General features: G+C 69.3%; 14 protein-coding genes. 3 read left to right on the forward strand and 11 right to left on the reverse strand.

What is annotated here, in order from left to right:
* Window positions 1-8: 8 nt before the first annotated feature.
* Genes OXI49_10765 through hpt form a run of 3 tightly spaced genes read right to left on the reverse strand, consistent with a single transcriptional unit; the run spans window position 9 to window position 2,455 of the window.
* Complete coding sequence (locus OXI49_10765) at window positions 9-683, reverse strand: ABC transporter ATP-binding protein (protein MDE2690984.1); 675 nt, start codon at window positions 681-683, stop codon at window positions 9-11.
* Window positions 680-1,897, reverse strand: a complete 1,218-nt coding sequence (locus OXI49_10770; GenBank protein ID MDE2690985.1) for an FtsX-like permease family protein — start codon at window positions 1,895-1,897, stop codon at window positions 680-682. The genes OXI49_10765 and OXI49_10770 overlap by 4 nt, the downstream gene beginning before the upstream one ends.
* A 12-nt stretch (window positions 1,898-1,909) precedes the next feature.
* Window positions 1,910-2,455 carry a hypoxanthine phosphoribosyltransferase gene (hpt, locus tag OXI49_10775; protein MDE2690986.1) on the reverse strand — a complete coding sequence of 182 codons (546 nt, stop codon included), beginning with the start codon at window positions 2,453-2,455 and terminating at the stop codon, window positions 1,910-1,912.
* Between the two features lie 63 nt (window positions 2,456-2,518).
* On the opposite strand from hpt, the gene OXI49_10780 reads away from it, so the two are divergent.
* On the forward strand, window positions 2,519-3,391 hold the full coding sequence (locus OXI49_10780; protein MDE2690987.1) for a purine-nucleoside phosphorylase: 873 nt from the start codon (window positions 2,519-2,521) through the stop codon (window positions 3,389-3,391).
* Between the two features lie 3 nt (window positions 3,392-3,394).
* Window positions 3,395-4,882: a lysine--tRNA ligase gene (lysS, locus tag OXI49_10785; protein ID MDE2690988.1), complete on the forward strand. Its 1,488-nt coding sequence runs from the start codon at window positions 3,395-3,397 to the stop codon at window positions 4,880-4,882.
* Here lysS and OXI49_10790 read toward each other — a convergent pair.
* The 8 genes from OXI49_10790 to hisS are packed head-to-tail and all read right to left on the reverse strand — an operon-like array spanning window position 4,815 to window position 13,615.
* Window positions 4,815-5,534 (reverse strand): HAD family hydrolase, encoded by a 720-nt coding sequence (locus OXI49_10790; GenBank protein MDE2690989.1) that lies wholly within the window; start codon window positions 5,532-5,534, stop codon window positions 4,815-4,817. The two genes, lysS and OXI49_10790, sit on opposite strands and share 68 nt — an antisense overlap.
* Before the next feature lie 6 nt (window positions 5,535-5,540).
* On the reverse strand, window positions 5,541-6,548 hold the full coding sequence (locus tag OXI49_10795) for a hypothetical protein (GenBank protein ID MDE2690990.1): 1,008 nt from the start codon (window positions 6,546-6,548) through the stop codon (window positions 5,541-5,543).
* Between the two features lie 4 nt (window positions 6,549-6,552).
* Entirely contained in the window at window positions 6,553-7,188 is a 636-nt protein-coding gene (locus tag OXI49_10800; GenBank protein ID MDE2690991.1) for a riboflavin synthase, read from the reverse strand.
* Window positions 7,152-8,321: a bifunctional diaminohydroxyphosphoribosylaminopyrimidine deaminase/5-amino-6-(5-phosphoribosylamino)uracil reductase RibD gene (gene ribD, locus OXI49_10805; GenBank protein ID MDE2690992.1), complete on the reverse strand. Its 1,170-nt coding sequence runs from the start codon at window positions 8,319-8,321 to the stop codon at window positions 7,152-7,154. The genes OXI49_10800 and ribD overlap by 37 nt, the downstream gene beginning before the upstream one ends.
* An 11-nt stretch (window positions 8,322-8,332) precedes the next feature.
* Window positions 8,333-9,319 carry a signal recognition particle-docking protein FtsY gene (ftsY, locus tag OXI49_10810; protein MDE2690993.1) on the reverse strand — a complete coding sequence of 329 codons (987 nt, stop codon included), beginning with the start codon at window positions 9,317-9,319 and terminating at the stop codon, window positions 8,333-8,335.
* Window positions 9,316-10,494: a 3-dehydroquinate synthase gene (aroB, locus tag OXI49_10815; GenBank protein MDE2690994.1), complete on the reverse strand. Its 1,179-nt coding sequence runs from the start codon at window positions 10,492-10,494 to the stop codon at window positions 9,316-9,318. Before aroB ends, ftsY begins: the two co-directional genes overlap by 4 nt.
* A 19-nt stretch (window positions 10,495-10,513) precedes the next feature.
* Window positions 10,514-12,274, reverse strand: coding sequence for an aspartate--tRNA ligase (aspS, locus tag OXI49_10820; GenBank protein ID MDE2690995.1), 1,761 nt, complete (start codon window positions 12,272-12,274; stop codon window positions 10,514-10,516).
* A gap of 54 nt (window positions 12,275-12,328) precedes the next feature.
* On the reverse strand, window positions 12,329-13,615 hold the full coding sequence (gene hisS / locus OXI49_10825; GenBank protein ID MDE2690996.1) for a histidine--tRNA ligase: 1,287 nt from the start codon (window positions 13,613-13,615) through the stop codon (window positions 12,329-12,331).
* 65 nt (window positions 13,616-13,680) lie between these two features.
* Between hisS and OXI49_10830 the strand changes: the two genes are divergently transcribed.
* The gene (locus OXI49_10830) at window positions 13,681-14,814 is read left to right on the forward strand and encodes an AI-2E family transporter (GenBank protein MDE2690997.1); all 1,134 of its coding nucleotides are present in this window, start codon (window positions 13,681-13,683) and stop codon (window positions 14,812-14,814) included.
* The last annotated feature ends 5 nt before the right edge of the window (window positions 14,815-14,819 follow it).

Below are 14,819 nucleotides of genomic sequence, written 5' to 3' on the forward strand. Positions count from 1 at the left end.
CCTAGAGTTTATTCGCCCAGGGCCGTCAGGCGGCCCCCGTCGAGACAGAGCACCTTGCGGCAACGGTTCGCCACTGCCGGATTGTGCGTCACCAGCAACATCGTCGTATCCCGACGCCTGCGCAGTGTGTCCAGGAGATCGAGCACCTGTTCGCCGCTCCTGGAATCCAGGTTGCCGGTCGGCTCGTCGGCCAGCAGCACCGCAGGTTCGAGCACCAGGGCGCGGCAGATCGCGATCCGCTGCCGCTCGCCGCCGGAGAGCTGCTGCGGGAAGGCGCCGGCACGGCCGGCGAGGCCGACCTGGTCCAGGAGCGCGAGCGCCAGGGCGCTGAGAGAGGAGGTCGGGCGGCCCGCGATCCGCCCCGGCATCATCACGTTCTCGAGCGCGGTGAAGTCCGGAAGCAGTTGATGGAACTGGAAGACGAAACCGAGGGACCGGTTGCGAAAGCCAGCCAGGGCCGACGGCCTGGACGCGGTGAGATCGACGCCGTCGACTCGAACCGAACCCGCGTCCGGCGTATCGAGCGCGCCCAGGATGTTGAGGAGAGTCGACTTGCCCGAGCCGGACGGGCCAACGATGGCTGCCGTCTCGCCGCGCGCGACAACCAGGTCCACGCCGCGCAGGACCTGCCGCCGGACCGCGCCGTCCTGGTAGGCCTTGGTGACCCCGGAAACCGCGATCACGTTCGCGCGCTCCGCATCGCCTCGACCGGATGCAGGAGACTCGCCTTGCGCGCGCCGATCACGGCGGCCGCGGCGGTAAACAGAACGGTCACGGCAACCACGACGAGCACGTCCGTGCCCCGGACCAGGAATGGCACGTAGTCCACGACGTACACGTCGGACGGCGTGGAGATGACCCGGTAGCGGTCCAGAAGCGCCGCGAGCCCCGCGCCGGCCGCACCGCCGAGGCCGGCGCCGCCGACCGACAGCAGCGCGCCGAGCAGCAGGAACACGCGCTGCAACCGGGCCGGCGGCGCACCCATCGCCGCCAGCACACCGACCTCGGCGCGTTTGCTCGAAAGCACCATGGACAAGGCCGCGAGCAGGGCGAACGAGGCGACCGCGACGATCAGGGCCACCGCCGAGAAGACCAGGCCTTTCTCGAGACGCAGCACGAAGAGGAGCGCCCGGTTGGCCTCTTTCCAGGTGGTCACAGTCGCCACGGACGGATCGATTCCCCGGCGCAGGAAGTCGCCGATCCGCTCCGGATCCGCCTTCGGGGCGAGCGTCAGATCCAGTCGCCTGTCGCCCCGCGCGAACAGGGCGGAAGCCTGTTCGAGCGGCACCAGCACCGGGTCGTCCGCGTCCTCCGCGCGTTCGGACCTGTAGATCAGGTCGACTGGCAGCATCCGGGTGCGTGGCTGCGGCCCGACCGGTGTGAGCCCGGGGCGTGGAGACACGACGCGTACCATGTCGCCCACGGCCAGCCCCATCCGCAACGCCACGGAAACAGGCACGATCAGACCGGACGTCGCCTCCGGCTGGACCGGAATCCAGGGCGGCGGCCGCTTCTCGTAGCCCAGCACCTCGACCGCGAACGGACGATCGCCATCGGCCAGCCAGCCCCGCGCGTAGAGCAGCTCCTGGACGGCGGCGACGCCGTTCGTCGCGGCCGCCAGTTCGGCCAGACCCTGCACGCTTTCCGCCATTGCCGCGCCTTCCTGGCCACTGCCGGCGGCGCCGCCGCCGCCGAACTCGATCTGAAGGGCCGGCGTATGCCGCGCCAGATCTTCCAGCAGGAGGTTCTGAAAGCCGGCGAGCGCCGACAACGCCAGCACCAGCGCCGCCGTACCCACCGCCAGGCCGCCCGCCGTCAGGGTGGACAGCGCCCGGATGTGCGCGTCCGCGCGAGTGGAGCGGAAGTACCTGACGGCTATGTGCCAGACGAACCCCACGACGACGCGAGGCTACTCCGAGGCTCGCGGCTCCTCCAGCACGCCGATGTAGGGCAGGTTGCGGTAGCGGTCGTCGTAGTCCAGGCCGTAGCCGACGACGAAGACGTCGTCCACCTCGAAGCCGCGGTAGTGGATCTGAACCGGGGTCTCACGCTTGCAGGCCTTGTCGAGCAGCACGCAGAGCCGCACGGATCGCGCCCCCCTGAACCCCATCAGCGCCATGATCGTCCGCATCGTGTAGCCGGTATCCACGATGTCCTCGATCAGCAGAACGTCGCGGCCGGCCAGAGAGTGATCGAGGTCGCGTCGGATCCGCACCTCGCCGGGCGAGGTCGTCTCGCCCCGGTAGCTCGAAGTTTGGAAGAAGTCGACGACGAGCGGCCGGGACAGCCGCTGCAGGAGGTCGGACATGAAGAAGACGGATCCCTTCAGCACGCCGACGCAGAGCAGCTCCTCGCTGTCGGCGTAGTCCCTCTCGATCTCGGCGGCCAGCTCGCCGACCCGGCGGTCGAGCACTTCCCTCGAAATCAACTCGCGCGGCATGCCGTCTTCGATCATCGAACTCCTCGGGATATGGTCTGCCGCACTCCAAGCCTGGAGCGGGCGACGCGAGAGAACGCCGTGAATGGACACAAGGATACCGGCCCGGACACGAGTCTCGCAGCCGAACTCGAGGAGAGCCGGCGGCGCTGGCTGGAGGCCGGAATCCCGACGCCGGAGGCCCTCCTCGTCACCGGCTCAGGCCTGAGCCTCGATCTCGGCGAACCTGCGGCGGGTCCATGGCCCTTCTCCGACCTGTTCTCCTTCGACGTCGAGGCGATCGAGGGCCACGCCGTGACCGCCGAACTCGTGCGGACGGCCAACGGCCGACTGGTCCTCTACAGCCGCGGCCGGTTGCACGCCTACCAGGGCTACACGCCGGCTCAGGTCGTCTACCTGGTGCGGCTCAGCGCCCTGCTCGGCGCCCGGTCGCTGGTCGTCACGAACGCCGCCGGTTCGCTGCGGGCGGACCTGCCGCCCGGCTCGATCGTGGCCATCTCCGACCACATCAACCTGACCGGTCTGAACCCGCTCAGGGGCCGGCTGCCGGCCGCGTGGGGGCCGCAGTTCCCCGACCTGGCGGATGCCTACGATCCCGGACTGCGCCGCCGGTTCGCCGAACTCGGGGAACAGGCCGGAACACCGGTCGCCGAGGGGGTCTACGCCGGGCTGCTCGGGCCGTCCTTCGAGACCCCCGCCGAGAACCGCGCCTACCGCACCCTGGGCGCCGACCTGGTCGGCATGTCGACCGTGCTGGAGGTCATCGCCGCCCGCCACATGGGGCTCCGCGTGCTCGGCCTTTCCCTGGTCACGAACATGGGCGTGGGGCTGGTCGACGAAGCTGTCAACCATCAGGACGTGCTCAGGATCGGCAGGGGAGCATCCACCGCGGTCGCGCGCCTCGTCTCCGACCTGTTCGCGGACGACGCGTTCCGGCACCCGGAATCGAGCTGAGCCGTGTCTGAGCTCGAAGCACAGATCGAGAACCGGCGCGACAAGCGCGACCGCCTGCGCGAGCGAGGCGTCGACCCCTACCCGACCCGGGCGCCGTACGACCTGGAGCCGGGCGAAGTCTGCGAACGCTACGGCGAGAAGAGCGAGGCGGAGCTCGAGCAGGCCGCGGTTTCCCTCAGGGTTCCCGGCCGCGTTCGCGCCCACCGCACCCACGGCAAGGCGGCGTTCCTCGACATCTCCGACGGCGCCGACTCGAAGGTCCAGGTCCTCCTGCGCCGCAACCACGTCGGCGAGGACTGCTGGTGGCTGCTCTCGCAACTCGACATCGGCGATTACGTGCTCGCGGACGGCCTGCTGATCCGCACCCGTACCGGCGAACTGACGATCTCGGCCGACCGCCTCGACCTGCTGGCGAAGGCGACCCGGCCGCTGCCCGAGAAGTGGCACGGCCTGGCCGACCGGGAAGAGCGTTACCGGCGCCGCTACCTCGACCTCCTGAACTCCTCCGAGTCGACGCGGCGCTTCGTCGTCCGCTCGCAGGCGATCGCCGCGCTCCGCGCCTGCCTGCTGGACGAGGGCTTTCTCGAGGTCGAAACACCGATGATGCAGGCGGTTCCCGGGGGCGCGACGGCCCGGCCATTCGTGACCCACCACAACGCCCTCGACCTCGACCTCTACCTGCGCATCGCGCCCGAGCTGTACCTCAAGCGCCTGCTGGTCGGCGGCCTGCACCGTGTGTTCGAAATCAACCGCAACTTCCGTAACGAGGGCATCTCCACCCAGCACAACCCCGAGTTCACGATGCTCGAGTTCTACTGGGCCTACTCCGACTACGAGCAGTTGATGACCTTCACCGAGAGGATGCTCGCCGCGGTCCTGGATGCCGTGCATGCCGAGGGCTCGACAACCTGCACCTGGCGCGGCCACGAGATCGACCTCCAGGCCCCCTGGCCGCGACTCAGCGTGCGCCAGTCCCTGCTGGAGATCGGCGGCCTGGACCCAACCGCGGTCGACGACGAAGCAGCCCTCACCGCCGAACTCACGCGCCTGGGCGAGGACCCGCCGAAGAGCGCCGGCTACGGCAACCTGCTGATGGCGCTCTTCGACCGCCTGGTCGAACCGAAACTGATTCAGCCCACCTTCATCCACGACTACCCGGTCGAGGTCTCACCCTTCGCCAAGCACAACGCCTGCGACCCCCGGTTCACCGAGCGATTCGAGCTATTCATCGGCGGCATGGAAATCGCGAACGCGTTCACCGAGCTGAACGACCCCGACGACCAGGCCGAGCGATTCCGCCAGCAGCTCCGCGCCCGCGAAGGCGGCGACGACGAAGCCCACCGCTTCGACCGGGACTACGTCGAAGCCCTCCAGTACGGCATGCCCCCCGCCGGCGGCCTGGGCCTCGGCATCGACCGGCTGGTCATGCTGTTGACCGACGCCCGGTCGATCCGGGACGTGATCCTGTTTCCCCTGCTCCGGCCACGGTAGGAACTGACAGGGCCAACGCCCGGTTGATGGACTCTTCGTCCAGGAAGTCGTCGAACCAGGTGCTGTGCTCAACGTCCGGGCCGATGCCGACGAAGTGCCAGCCCAACCGGCGGCTTGCTTCGCGGTCCCACGACCGGTTGCCGAAGTAGGTCTTCCGGTCGACGGCTCTACCAGAGAGTGCGCGTGTCTCCGCGACCTGCATGATCTCGACGCGGCTTTCGGCGTCCGAACCCGAGGCGAGGCTCAGGGAGTCCGGGTCGAGGCCGATGGCCCGCAGCTTCATCGCGGCGGTCTCCTTCCAGCCGCCGGTGGCGATGCCGATGGCGATGTCGGGTCGGGCGGCGAGCCGGCTCACGAAGGCGCGGGCGCCGGGGACTTCCGGCAGCCGGTCGCCGCGGACAGCCAGGTAACCCGAGACGAGGGTGATGAACTCGCTCCTGACGGAAACGTGAGCCAGGGAGCGGTCCCCTTCGCTTCCGTTGCGATCCAGAACCTCGTTCAGGATGCCGCCGTCCGTCTGGTGCCGATAGCCGGACCACTCCTCGTCGACATCGATCTTCAGCGTGTTCCTGATCGCCCTGGCGTAGAGGATGCCGTCGAAGTCCTCGGACTCGACCAGGGTTGCGTCCACGTCGAAGACGACCAGGTGCATCGGGCGTCAGTCTCCGGACCGCGCGGTCAGCCACCGCTCCACCGCCTGCTTCACGGGCTCCTCGAGCCACGGCAGAACGCCGAGGTTGCCTTCGCGGCCGGCCGCGTCGATGTCGACTTCATCGCGGTCGAGGAAGCGGGCGGCGCGGTAGTAGGCATCGCCCCCGGCGTCGGCGGCGTCGCCGCGTTCGATCAGGTGGCCCGCAAGTTCACGTGCGAGGCGTAGCCGGGGCGGCAGCGGCGGGGCCGGCAGCGGGCGCGGCAGGCGGGATTCCAGACCCGCGGCTTCGGCAACTCTCCGGAACGCCGACGCGTCCGGCGGCGACTCGTCGCCGTGGAAGATGGCGTCGAACGCCTCGGGCCATGTGGACTGGAGACATTCGGCGAGCACGCGCCGGTCAGCGGCACTGAGCTCCAGCGCGCGCGGCACGACACGCCGTACCCGCGCGGCCGCGAAACGGTCCATCGCCGCCTCCAGGACCCCGGGGCGATCGGTCCAGCCGGTCACGAGCGGCCAGACGAGGGTCGCGTCCTGAAGCGGCGCCGGCTCGAAGGGGAGGCCCGGCTGGCGGCCCTCCCTGAACCGCTCTCGCAGCGTGGCGGGCCGGCGGACCAGGCTGTCGAGCAAATCGATCACGACCGTGGCATTGGGCGGCGGGTCGGCCAGGCCTTTCCCAAACGCCTCGGCCTCGGTAAACCCACGAGCTGGCGGATTCCCCACGGTCTGGATCAACAGAGGCACGCCGGAAGTGGCCGCTGCTTCGACGATTCGTGTGCGGAGCGAGGCCTGATTCGCCGGGAGGGGCGGAACGTAGACCACATCCGTCGCGGAACGCACGAGTTCCGCCGCCACCAGGGCGTCGGACGCCGGCACCGCGGTCGGCGTCGCGAGGACGCCGGTGGCCAGGTCACACCAGAGCTTGTCGTCGTCAGCGGCCGGCCAGCGCGAGAAGCTGTGCCGAATCCAGAAGTTCGCGGGCTCGCCGACGTGCTCGCGAAGCGTGAGGGGCGTCACTTGACTAATCCGACTCAAGCGCGGCCGCAACGGCGGCCCTCACCGCCTTCTGGACGTACCGGGCCAGGACGTCCCCCTCGACGTTCACCCGGTCGCCCGGCTTCAGGCCGCCGAGGGTCGTCACTTCGAGCGTGTGCGGGATCAGCGCCACGTCGAACGTCCGGTCGTCAAGCGCCGCGACGGTCAGGCTGACGCCATCGATCGTGATACTGCCCTTGAGCACGACTCCCGTCTCCAACCCAGCCGGGACCTTGAACGTGACGACACGGTGGTCCCCCTGTTCCTCCACCCGCACTACCCCGGTCGTCGTGTCGACGTGCCCCTGTACCCAATGGCCGCCCAACGGGTCCCCGGCCGAGAGCGGCGGCTCGAGGTTCACCTCGTCGCCCTCGCTCAGCCCGCCGAGCGTCGTTCGGTTCAGCGTCTCCGGAGACAGATCGAACACGGATCGCGCGGCTCCATCCTCGTCGTTCTGCTCCACCACGGTCAGGCAAACGCCCGCTACGGCGATGCTGGCGCCCAGATCGAGCTTCGCCGCCAGCACCGCCGAGTGTCCGACGACCAGGCGCGCACCTCCCCGATCGGAGGCTCCTGGCGCCTCGACTACTCGCCCACGCTCCGTGATAATTCCGGTAAACATCCTTGCCTGTAGCCTACGAGAATCACGTCCGGCTCGCGCCTGCTGACCCGTAGCTCGTCGAGGCGCCAGGCGTCGGCGAGCTTCTCCGGGCCATCGCCGCCGAGAGGACCGGGCGCCGCCGCACCGCCGATCAGGACGGGCGCGCAGCAGACCGCGGCCCGGTCCCACAGTCCGGACGCCGAGAAGGCAGCGAGCACCTCCGCTCCACCCTCGACCAGCACGTTGGAGACGCCACGGTCGAAGAGATCCTCCAGGACGGCGGCTGGCCCCACAGCTGGAAGACCAACCACCTCGGCACCGGCGCGGCGAAGCCGATCACTGCGCGCTAACCAATCCCGCGCGGACGCGGACACCGAGGAGCCGATGTCCGGCGGCTCCTCCGTGTAGACAACGACGGGTCCCTCGATCTCGAACATCCGCGCACCAGGGGACAGCCGCAGCCGGCGATCGAGCACGACCCGCAGAATCGGCCCCTCGGCCCGACCCAACCGCCGGTTCAGCCGCGGGTCGTCGGCCAGCGCGGTGCCGCTGCCGACGACGATCGCCTGGTGCTCCTCCCGCAGATCGAGCGCCCACTTCCTGCCCTCTTCCGACGAGATCCACTGGCTGTCGCCGGTCGCTGTCGCGATCCGTCCGTCCAGACTCATCGCCCACTTGAGGGTCACCGCGGGCCGCCGGTGCACGACCCGGGTCAGGAACGGGACGTTCAGCTCCACCGCCTGGTCGGCAAGCAAGCCGCCCTCGACCCGAACGCCCATGGCGCGCAGCCTGTCCCCGCCGCCGCCCGTCACCTCCGGATTCGGATCGCGGTGGGCGAAGACCACGCGCTTGACGCCGGATTCGATAACCCGGTCGGCGCAGGGCGGCGTGCGCCCGTGATGGTTGCAGGGCTCGAGGGTCACGTAGAGCGTGCCGTCCAGCGCCGCGTTTCCAGCGACTCGCAGCGCCGCCGCCTCCGCGTGCTCTCCGCCCGCCCGGCGGTGCCAACCCTCGCCGACGATCTCGCCGCCGCTCGCGACGACCGCCCCAACCATCGGATTCGGCGCCGCGGTGTAGCGGCCTCGACGCGCCAGAGTCAGCGCGCGGGCCATCGCACGGCGATCGGCCGGACTGAACGCCGACTCGCCCCTCATCGGAGCTGAACTCATCCGAAGAGGGCGGCCGCGAACGACCGCGGATCGAAGTCGACCATGTCCTCGACGGCCTCGCCAACGCCCAGCCAGGCGACAGGCAGACGCAGATCGCGCGCGATCGCCACGGCCATGCCGCCCTTCGCCGTGCCGTCGATCTTGGCCAGGAAGACGGCGTCGAGCGGGGCGGCGGCGCCGAACTCCCGCGCCTGCACCAGGGCGTTGTGCCCGGTTCCCGCATCGACGACGAGCAGGTTCCTCACCCGCCAGGTGCGGCCCCCGGCTTCCGCCGCCGCCCGCCGCGCCACCCGGTGCACCTTCGCCAGCTCGTCCATCAGTTGGCCGCGGGTGTGGAGCCGGCCCGCGGTGTCGACGATCACGTGGTTCGCGCCGCGGGCTCCGGCCGCCTCCACGGCATCGAACACGAGCGCTGCCGGATCGCCTCCCGACGGACGGCGCACGACGTCAACACCGAGCCGCTCGCCCCAGACCTGGAGCTGTTCGGCCGCCGCAGCCCGGAAGGTGTCCGCCGCCGCGAACAGCACGTGCTCGCCGCGCGCCAGGGAAGCGTGGGCCAGCTTGGCGGCGGAAGTGGTCTTGCCCGAACCGTTGACGCCGACCATCAGGGTGATGCGCGGCGGCGGCGGCCACTCCGCCCGCGGCGCGTCGAGGAGCAGTACGGCCACCTCGTCGACCAGCAACTGACGGAGCCCGACCTCGTCGCCTCGCGCGACGGATCCGGAACGCACCGCCCCTCGGAGGCGCTCGACCAGCTCGAGCGACGTCTCCACACCAAGGTCCGCCTCAATCAGCGTCTCCTCGAGTTGCTCCAGAACGTCCTCGTCGAGCCGCTGCGCGTTTCCGAGCACGGTGCCGATCCGGCCGGAAAGCCCCTTCCGGGTACGACCGAGACCCCGGCGCAGCCGATTCCACAGCCCGCCCGATCGGAGTTCGTCCCCGGACCGTTGCAGGGCTACTCCGCCGCCGAGGTCAGCACTCACGGCGAACCCCCGCCCGCCGGAGCGCGCGACAGGTCGAGGAAGGCCTCGAGTTCGCTCCGCACCAGCGCCGGATCGAGTCCGGGGACGATCTCGCCCCGTCCCGGCGCCGCCGGCAGAATCCACACCAGACCGCTCTCGCGGGCCTTCTTGTCCCGGCCCATCGCCTCGATCAACCGGTCCACGTCGAGCCTCACCCCGAGATCCCGCTCGAAGTCCTCGAGCGCGGGCGGACCCAGCCGATCGATCAACCGCTCCAGCCGCGCCGCGAAGTCCGGATCGAGTCCGCGCCGCCGCGCCAGGCGGAGGGCGAACCTCATCCCGTGGCCGACGGCGTCGCCGTGGCGCAATCCGCGGTAGCCGAACTCCGACTCGATCGCGTGTCCCAGCGTGTGTCCGAAGTTGAGCAGACGGCGGCGGTCTCCTTCCTCCAGATCCGCCTCGACCACGTCCAGCTTGGCCTGGACAGAGGCCGCGACGACCGGAGTCAACACCTCGGCGTCCACGGCGAGCAGGCGATCCAGCGACTCCTCAACCACGGCCAGCAGATCGAGATCGAGCAGCGCCGCCATCTTGACCACTTCGAACAGGCCGGCTCGAAGCTCCGCCGCGGGCAGGCTCCGCAGGCAGTCGATGTCCGCGAGCACGAACCTCGGGTGGTGGAAAGCTCCGACCGTGTTCTTGCCGCCGGCCAGGTCGATCCCCGTCTTGCCGCCGACCGAGGCATCGACCTGTGCCAGCAGCGTCGTCGGGATCTGCATGTAGTCGATGCCGCGCAGGAAGCACGCCGCGGCGAAACCTCCGAGATCGCCGACGGCGCCGCCGCCGAGCGTGACGAGACGGCTGTCCCGCTTGCCCCCGCGATCGAGCATCCGCTGCCAGACCGACGCGGCGCAGTCAACCGTCTTCGCCGCCTCGCCGTCCGGAACATCAATCGTCTCGACCCTCGCCGCGGGCTCCAGCAGCTTCCTCGCCGCAGCGCCGCAGTGGCGGTCCGGCACCTCGCTCGTGACCAGGAAGACGACCCGGCCGCCGCACCAGGCCGCGACCTCGGCCAGCGCGCCGCCGCCCGCCGAAGCCAGGAGACCGGGCCCGACCAGGATGTCGCTCACGCCGCGCGGGTGCGCGAGGGTCAGGCGATACGGCGCGTCCGGAGCGTGGTGCTGCGTGCCCTCCACCGTGCCGACCTCCCCGGACCTAGCCGCCGCGCGGGCGGACGCGCAGCCCGAGTTCCAGCAACTGCTCCTGGTCCACCGTCGACGGCGCCTCCGTCATCAGACACACCGCCGAGGCCGTCTTCGGAAAGGCGATCACGTCGCGCAGCGAGGCGGCGCCGGCCATCAGCATGACGATCCGGTCGACGCCCAGCGCGATCCCGCCATGCGGTGGCGCACCGTAGCTCAGGGCCTCGAACAGGAAGCCGAATCGACGCTCGGCCTCGGCGGCGTCGATCCCGAGCACCGCCAGCACGCGCTTCTGCACGTCCCGGTCGTGGATCCGGATGGAACCGCCGCCGATCTCGTTGCCGTTCAGCACCACGTCGTAGGCGCGCGAGAGAACCGATCCCGGGTCGTTCTCCAGGCGGTCCAGGTCCTCCATCCGCGGCGAGGTGAATGGATGGTGGGTCGCGTTCCACCGCCCCTCGTCGCCGTTCCAGGCAACCAGCGGGAAGTCGTGTACCCAGAGGAACTCGTGCGCGTCCTCCCGCATGTGCCCGAAGCGCCGCCCGACCTCGACCCGCAGGGCGCCCAGCGCCGCCGCCGCGGTCGGCGCCGGCCCGGCAACCAGCAGGCCCAGGCCGCCTTCCTCGACGCCTAGCCGATCGGCCAGGGTCTCGACCTGCCCGTCCGTCAGCGCACCCTTGACCAGGAACGAGGGAACGCCGCCGTCCCGCTTGACCCAGAGGACGCCGGCGGCGCCGTGGCGGCGGGCGATGTCGGCGTACTCGTCCACCTGGCGACGGCTGGATGAAGCGGCTCCCGGAATGTGGACTCCGCGGATGACGCCGCCCGAGGCGACCGCCGCCTGGAAGGCGCGAAAGCCCGTCTCGCGCAGGCAGTCCGTCACGTCCTCGATCTCGAGGTCGACCCGCAGATCGGGACGGTCGTTGCCGTAACGGAGCATCGCCTCGCCGTAGGAGAGGCGCGGGTACGACGCGGGCGGCTCGATCCCGGCCAGCGGGAACACCCGCGCGAACAGCCCCTCGACCAGGCGGTAGACGTCCTCCTCGTCGACGAAGGACATCTCGACATCGATCTGGGTGAACTCCGGCTGGCGGTCGGCTCGCAGGTCCTCGTCGCGGAAGCAGCGGGCGAACTGCACGTAGCGCTCGAGCCCGCTGACCATCAGGATCTGCTTGAACAACTGGGGCGACTGCGGCAACGCGTAGAAGTTGCCGTGGTTCAGGCGGCTCGGGACGAGATAGTCGCGGGCGCCTTCCGGCGTGGACCGGGTGAGCATCGGCGTCTCGACGTTCACGAACCCCTGCTCGCGGAAGTAGGCGAGAGACTCGATCGTGAAGTCGGAGCGCAGCCGCAGGTTGCTCTGCAGCGCGTTCCGACGCAGGTCGAGGAAGCGGTACTTGAGCCTGGTCTCCTCACTGGCGTCCTGAGCGCCCTCCACGCCGAACGGCATCGGTTCCGAGCGGCCGAGCACGCGGCCGCTCGCGACCTGGATCTCGATCTCGCCGGTGGCCATCTTCGGGTTCACCTTGTCGGGGTCCCGGCGCACCACCTCGCCCTCGACCTCGACGACCCATTCGAGGCGCGCCGGCTGAAGAGCCTCGGCCGCTTCAGGCGTGGTTTCGGGGTGTACCACCGCCTGCACGACGCCGCTTCGATCGCGCACGTCGAGGAAGATGACGCCGCCGTGATCGCGCCGGTGATGGACCCATCCCTGGACCTTTGTCTGCCGGCCGACCTGTTCGGCGGTCAGGGTTCCTGCCTGCGTTCTCTTCACGTGCGTGTTCCTTGCCGAGCCGCTCCCGGCTCGAACCGCCGATCCTCGCACAAGTCAGGCGGAAATTCTCGCCTTGACCGTGGCGACGAACTCCTCACGCTGGATGGTCTCCTGGGTGCTGTTCTCGAAGTCCCGGAGGACGACGGTGCCGGCTGCCACTTCGTCCTCGCCGATGAGGACGACCCACCGGCAGCCCCGGCGGCTCGCCTGTCTCAATCCAACCTTGAGGGGTCTCAGGGCATCGAACTCGCAGATGGCCGTGATACCGGCCGCACGCAGTGCCTGGGACAACTCCAGACCCTGACGCCGGTAGGAGCCTCCCACTGGTACGACAAGAACCGGAGCCTGCGGGTTCGCGCCGGAAACGCGCCTATCCGGATACAGGTGGCGGAACAGCGAAACCAAACGATCTTCACCGATCGCGAAGCCGATACCCGGCACGCTCGGACCGCCTAAGTCGGCGATCAGGCCGTCATAGCGACCGCCACCCAGGATGGCGTCCTGCGCCCCAAGAGAGGCCGATGTGATCTCGAAAACGGTCCGGGTGTAGTAGTCGAGACCGCGCACCAGGCGATCGTCGATCTCGGGGTCGATGCCGAAGCGTTCAAGTTGATCGCAGACCGTCTGGAAGTGCGCCAGCGCCGCATCGCCCAGTACGTCACGCATTCGCGGCGCGCCCTCAACCAACTCCCGCTCCCTCGACACCTTCGTGTCCAGAATACGAAGCGGATTCGTCTCCAGGCGCCGCCGGCTATCTGCACCGAGTTCATCCCGGTAAGGCTCGAGGTATTCGCGAAGGCGCTGGGAGTAACGCCGCCTGCATTCCGGATCGCCAACCGAGTTCAGGCCCACTCTCAGATCCTGGAAGCCGACTTCTTCCAGGAACCGCAACAGCATGACCAGCAGCTCCACGTCACTGTAAGGCCCCGGATCGCCGATCAACTCGGCGCCGATCTGGTTGAACTGCCGGTAGCGACCTGCCTGCGGACGCTCGTAGCGAAAGTAGGGTCCCATGTAGAAGACCTTGACCGGCTGCGGCCAGGACGCCATGTCGTGTTGCAGGTAAGCCCGTGCTACCGGCGCCGTGCCTTCCGGGCGAAGCGACAGTTTGCGGCCCTTCTTGTCGTCGAAGCTGTACATCTGCTTGCCGACGAGCTCGCTGGCCTCGCCGACCCCCCGCACGAACAGCTCCGTGTCCTCCACCACTGGTGTACGCACCTCGTGGTAGCCGTAAAGCGAAAACACGCGCCTTGCCGCTTCCTCCACCTCTGCGAAGGCGGGAGCTTCGTCGACCAGGTCACGCATGCCCTTGACGGTCCGGAATCGCCGCTTCGCACTCATGGCGCGATGGTATCCACCCCGGAGACGATTCCCGGTGGTAGCGTCCCGGCAGGGACGAACCGCCCGTGCAGATCGAACTCTCCGAACGTCAACGCGCCACCGTAGCCGCCGCCGCGACGATCGCTGCGGCCGCTGTCATCCTGGCCGCGGTCGTCGCGCTGTTCTGGGCCATCGGCAGTTTCTTCGCCGCCTTCTCGAACATCTTCCTACCGCTCGCGGTGGCGGCCGTTCTGGCGTTCGTGCTCCGGCCCTACTACGAGCTGCTGAACGAGCGCCTGCGGTTTCCCAGGATCCTGGCGGTGGCCGCCGTGCTGCTGTCCCTGCTGCTGCCTGTGGCCGGCTTCGCCTGGTTCTTCGGCGCCCTGGCCGCCTCACAGATGACGGGATTGATCGACGCATTGCCCGACGCATCCGATCGCGTGGTGGATTGGCTAGCCGAGACCTTGCCGGCGGTCAACGAGTTCATGGAGACCAATCCGCTCGGGAGCCGGGTCCGCGACGCGGTAGAGGACATGGACCTGACCAGTCTTCTACCCGGCTTCGGCGTCGTCGGCGACACCACCCTGGATGTCCTCCAGGGCATCGGCGCCGGCCTCGCCTCCCTGTTTGCCTGGGCCGTCCTGCCGGTCTACCTCTGCTTCTTCCTGATCATCGACCCGGACCGCTTCCGCAAGCTGGACCACCTCTTCCCCTTCCTCAAGCCGAGGACCCGCGAGGACGTCGTCTACCTGATTCAGGAGTTCATCGACATCCTGGTGGCGTTCTTCCGCGGCCAGCTCGTCGTCGCCTTCCTCCAGGGAGCGCTCTTCGCCATCGGCTTCTCCATCGCCGGGCTGCGCTATGGACTGGTCCTCGGTCTGGCGCTGGGCTTCCTGAACATCATCCCCTACCTCGGGAGCATCGTCGGCCTCGCTGTGGCGCTGCCGATCGGCTACTGGCAGGAGGGCGGCGGGCTCAACCTCGTCATCTGGGTGCTCGTCGTTTTCGCGCTCGTCCAGTTGATCGAGGCCTACGTGCTGACGCCGCGGATCATGGGCGACCGCACCGGGCTCCACCCGATGGCGATCATCGTCGCCGTCTTCTTCTGGGGCTCGGCGCTCAACGGCATCGCCGGCATGATCCTCGCGATTCCGCTGACCGCCTTCCTCGTCGTCTTCTGGAGGCTGGCGCGTGAGCGCTACATCGGCGAGGTCGTGTGATCAGT

It is taken from the genome of Acidobacteriota bacterium (assembly GCA_028875725.1).
Lineage (GTDB): Bacteria > Acidobacteriota > Thermoanaerobaculia > Multivoradales > Multivoraceae > Multivorans.

Coding starts and splice junctions, on each gene's coding strand:
- hpt (MDE2690986.1), bottom strand. CDS start 2,455: ATGATCGAAGACGGCATGCCGCGCGAGTTGATTTCGAGGGAAGTGCTC.
- OXI49_10790 (MDE2690989.1), bottom strand. CDS start 5,534: ATGCACCTGGTCGTCTTCGACGTGGACGCAACCCTGGTCGAGTCCGAG.
- OXI49_10800 (MDE2690991.1), bottom strand. CDS start 7,188: ATGTTTACCGGAATTATCACGGAGCGTGGGCGAGTAGTCGAGGCGCCA.
- ribD (MDE2690992.1), bottom strand. CDS start 8,321: ATGAGGGGCGAGTCGGCGTTCAGTCCGGCCGATCGCCGTGCGATGGCC.
- hisS (MDE2690996.1), bottom strand. CDS start 13,615: ATGAGTGCGAAGCGGCGATTCCGGACCGTCAAGGGCATGCGTGACCTG.